The organism is Microcystis sp. M53603_WE2, assembly GCF_030065435.1.
The window spans coordinates 1-3,769 of sequence record NZ_JASJFF010000155.1 but is presented as its reverse complement, the minus strand read 5'-3'; the positions used below and the strand labels follow the sequence as shown (position 1 = coordinate 3,769).

The 3,769-nt window shown below is 44.0% G+C and carries 5 protein-coding genes and 2 pseudogenes; 6 read left to right on the top strand and 1 reads right to left on the bottom strand.

What is annotated here, in order from left to right:
• The 4 genes and pseudogenes from PX481_RS29570 to PX481_RS03520 all read left to right on the top strand — a co-directional run.
• Nucleotides 1–202 (top strand): annotated as a pseudogene (locus PX481_RS29570) (hypothetical protein); the annotation flags it as partial.
• 89 nt (nucleotides 203–291) lie between these two features.
• Nucleotides 292–543, top strand: coding sequence for a UPF0175 family protein (locus tag PX481_RS03530; protein ID WP_043995814.1), 252 nt, complete (start codon nucleotides 292–294; stop codon nucleotides 541–543).
• The gene (locus tag PX481_RS03525) at nucleotides 540–1,028 is read left to right on the top strand and encodes a PIN domain-containing protein (RefSeq protein ID WP_002760647.1); all 489 of its coding nucleotides are present in this window, start codon (nucleotides 540–542) and stop codon (nucleotides 1,026–1,028) included. Before PX481_RS03530 ends, PX481_RS03525 begins: the two co-directional genes overlap by 4 nt.
• A gap of 512 nt (nucleotides 1,029–1,540) precedes the next feature.
• Nucleotides 1,541–2,218 (top strand): hypothetical protein, encoded by a 678-nt coding sequence (locus PX481_RS03520; protein ID WP_002760645.1) that lies wholly within the window; start codon nucleotides 1,541–1,543, stop codon nucleotides 2,216–2,218.
• A gap of 104 nt (nucleotides 2,219–2,322) precedes the next feature.
• Here the strand turns inward: PX481_RS03520 and PX481_RS03515 are convergent, their stop codons facing one another.
• Nucleotides 2,323–2,502, bottom strand: coding sequence for a hypothetical protein (locus PX481_RS03515; protein ID WP_002760643.1), 180 nt, complete (start codon nucleotides 2,500–2,502; stop codon nucleotides 2,323–2,325).
• Nucleotides 2,503–2,677: 175 nt separating this feature from the next.
• On the opposite strand from PX481_RS03515, the gene PX481_RS03510 reads away from it, so the two are divergent.
• Nucleotides 2,678–3,055, top strand: a complete 378-nt coding sequence (locus tag PX481_RS03510; protein WP_002760641.1) for a DUF433 domain-containing protein — start codon at nucleotides 2,678–2,680, stop codon at nucleotides 3,053–3,055.
• Nucleotides 3,052–3,445 (top strand): annotated as a pseudogene (locus PX481_RS03505) (ACP S-malonyltransferase). The gene PX481_RS03510 and the pseudogene PX481_RS03505 overlap by 4 nt, the downstream one beginning before the upstream one ends.
• The last annotated feature ends 324 nt before the right edge of the window (nucleotides 3,446–3,769 follow it).

Below are 3,769 nucleotides of genomic sequence, written 5' to 3'. Positions count from 1 at the left end.
GAACCCTTATAGAGAAAGGCATTTAGCGATTTTTGTCAATTGTTTTTGCTCTAGAGCGAACTAATCAATTAAGTCTCTTGCCAGATAAGGATTTAGTCGATTTATGCCCCCTATCGAACCATACCAAGTAACGAAGAACCATTTTGACAAGACAGAGCAAAGACGTTTGACTCCTATGCAAGTGCTTAAAATTAGAAATTAATTGCTGGCTCCCGTCAGTCAATAATACCAAATCCTGTTATCAGAAAACGAGTAAAGACGAGGAGATAAATAGTGCGTGAGGATGTCTTAATGAAAATTACCCTGAACCTACCGGATAACCTCAGCCAAGCCGAAACCTTTAACCAGGGCGACTGGCTCCGGGAGATTGCCATTGCGCTGTTTCAGCAAGAGCGGATTTCCCTGAGTCGCGCCAGTAAAATTGCCGGGATGGAAGTCATGGACTTTCAAAAACTGCTGGCAGATCGCGGTATTTGTGTTCACTACGATGTAGAAGACTTTGAGCAGGATGTTCAGCATCTGCGCGATCGAGGCTGGCTATGATCGTGGTCAGCGATACCTCCGCCCTTGCCAATCTGGCGATCGTCGATCATCTCTGGTTGCTAGAGTCAATTTACCAAACCGTTATCATTCCAGACGTTGTTGCTAGGGAACTAGCAGCCGCAAGCAATCCCATCATTCCAGCCATTCTCCAAGCCGGCTGCATTCAACCCCAACCCCTCACCAACTCCGAACTCGTTAACCAGCTTCAGCAAGAACGAGGATTGGATGCTGGAGAAGCGAATGCAATAGCCTTGGCACTTGAGCTGCAAGCTGATGATCTGCTCATCGATGAACGCTTGGGGCGGCAAGAAGCCCTGCGGCTAGGGCTGTCTATCATTGGTATTCTGGGCATTCTGCTCGTTGCCAAACAAAAAAGCCTCATCCCTCAAGTTCAACCTGTTATGGATGCCTTGATCAGCCAAGCTGGTTTTCGTGTCAGTTCCCAGCTATATCAGCGTGTCTTAGCTTTGGCTCAAGAACCTTAGTAAAGGATAAGCCAAGATGGTCTGTGGAGTCGGTATCGATCGAAACTATCGTTTCCCATACCAATATCTTGATATTGCCCTTAGATTCTTGTTGATTGAGATGGAAACAAAACGCTACAAGTAAGTACAGTATGAATGATAATTTCACGCTAAAAAATCTTTACAGAAGCCCCCGACAATTGAACGAATCGAATAATTATAAATTTTTGTCAAGAGGTGCGGTCAGATCGAAGAATCGTCGCTAGAATCCTAGAAAACTTCTGTTATTTCAGCCTATTGTCAGAAATTTAGTTAAACAAGGTTTTTGACAATATGCTAATCTGGCTAACACGCTTTTGGGCGTGATATACGGAAAAGTTCGGGCGATTGCGCCCAAATGGGGTGATATGCCGAAAGTTGACCCATATCGTTACCCCAGAGAGTGTTATACAGAAAGTTTCTGTATAATCCCTAGTTAGCCAGACGAAGCGAGTGTACCGCTAGGATGTGGGCTATATGATTGGAGTGTCAAAATGACGAGAAAGACAATTGTCCTCATTGCAGCCTTCGTTGCTCTAGGTACTGCCACCGTTGGACTCGTGACGGCAATTGTTACCCAGCGAGGACTGATTCTCCCCCTAAATATCTTGGATTTACTTTCCATTAAATTCACCACTTCGGAGATGATTGATAGTTGGTTTGGCTTGGCTGGACATAATAAGTTAATCAGTCCTTCGGAATTAGGTGAACCGCTCAAGTCATTTAGAAACCAATGGGCAAAAACTAATCCCACTGTCACCCCTTTTCTGGGACTGTGGCATAATGATGGTGACGGTTTTCAAAGTTTACATGAAGCTTATTTTTTGAGTATTTTTCCCTCTCAGGTGCAGGGGCAAGTCTGTGTTTTAGAATACAAAGACCGTGGTTTGCTGGATGTTTCGATTCTTTCATTGTCAACGGCAAAGGTGATCAGTGGTCAACTCCTCAGTAGCCGTTTGCGGGCGGATAAATCTACCATTGTGCAAAAAGACTTCTACAATGGTTATCCTGTAGAAGGTTATCCTGTAGAAATTTTGCCTGTTTTAGATGGGCAAAATGAAATCTATATTTTTTCCTCCCGATCCCCGCCCCAGTTACCCCCTGGTTTTCCTGAAGATTTGACATCTAAGGTAAAGCAGGAACTGTCGGATCGAGGTTGTACAATGGACTAGATGTTAGCGATCGCCATCGCCTCGTAGGTTGGGTTGAGCGAAACAATACTGGGTCGAAAATAGATCAATTCGCTTGAAAAAGCGAAACCCAACCACCCCAAAGGTTACTCTTGGTTGGGTTTCCTTACGTCAACCCAACCTACAATAATTGCTGCTCTCGTAGTGGACTGTTTCAGTGCGATGCCGAAGGCACTGCGTAGCAGATCGCCATCGCCGTAGGGTGCGTTCCCTAAGGTGGCTCCTACTGCTCCAGCGCTCGATTTTGGGGAACGCACCATGCACATTGATTGAAACTGTGGGTTTAAGTGCGATACCGAAGGCACTGGGTAGCAGTACGCTGACGAGGGTACGCTAATCAAATGTAATGCGCCATATTTTCATTGGTGAGGCCAGCAGAGTTGGGGGTGATATGATGAGAAAAGAGCGGCCACTCAACACCATTTGGAGCTAATCAAAACTATGTCACTGTATCCTGATCAGGAACCCGCAATTACTCGAACAGAGCGTGGTTTAACAATTTCTGGCACAAGAATAACCTTGTATCAAATAATGGACTATATTCACGCCAATTACCCTCGTCATTTAATCCGCCATCAATTCTATCTAACTGATGAGCAGTTTGATGCAGCCATCTCTTATATTGACGCTCACTACAAAGAAGTAGAGTCAGAGTATCAAATAGTTGTGCGGCAAGCAGCAGAAATTCGAGATTATTGGAATGAGCGTAACCAAGAACGTATTGCTAATATTTCTAAGTTGCCGCCCAAGCCTGAATATACTTCTGCTTGGCAAAAATTGCAAGCGCGTAAAGCCAAACGAGCAGCAATAAGCCAGTGATTTTTCTAATCGATCACAATTATTGAAGGGCAATCGCTCATACTTTTTGGCAGTATTACTTCTGAAGGGTGGCTTGAAACATTACCAATTCGTTTTATTTCATTTGATGAAGTTGAATTACCAATTAACAGCAGTGATAGAGTGGTCTGGAGGTTTGCTCAAGAGAATCAAATGATTTTGCTAACCGCCAACCGTAGTATGAAGGGTGAAGATTCTTGAGAGCAGGTAATTCGAGAAGAATGTTTACCAACTTCTTTGCCTGTGGTTACGTTTGCAAATGTTGATCGGATTATTGAACGAGAATATCGAGAAGAATGTGTTGATCGCTTGATTGAAATTGCTCTTTACCTTGAAAATTATTTAGGCGTGAGTCGTCTGTTTATTCCATAGCAAATGTCTAACTTTGCCGTTAGGCGGCTTCGTCTATCTGTGAAGGCGTAGCCCCAGTGCGATGTCGAACGCAATCTTGTAGGGTGCGTTCCCTAAGGTGGCTCCTACTGTTCCAGCGATCGATTTTGGGGAACTCACCATGCACATTGATTAAAACTGTGGGTTAAAGTGCGGTCGCCGATTTTAATAAGCTATATTAACAACAATACTTAAAGAGAAGGCTTAAAATGGTTAAATCAACTTTGTACACGACAGCAAAAGTCCTACCGGGAAATAGAATTGAAATTGAATCTCCAGAGCTGACTGTAGGACAAACTGTTGAGG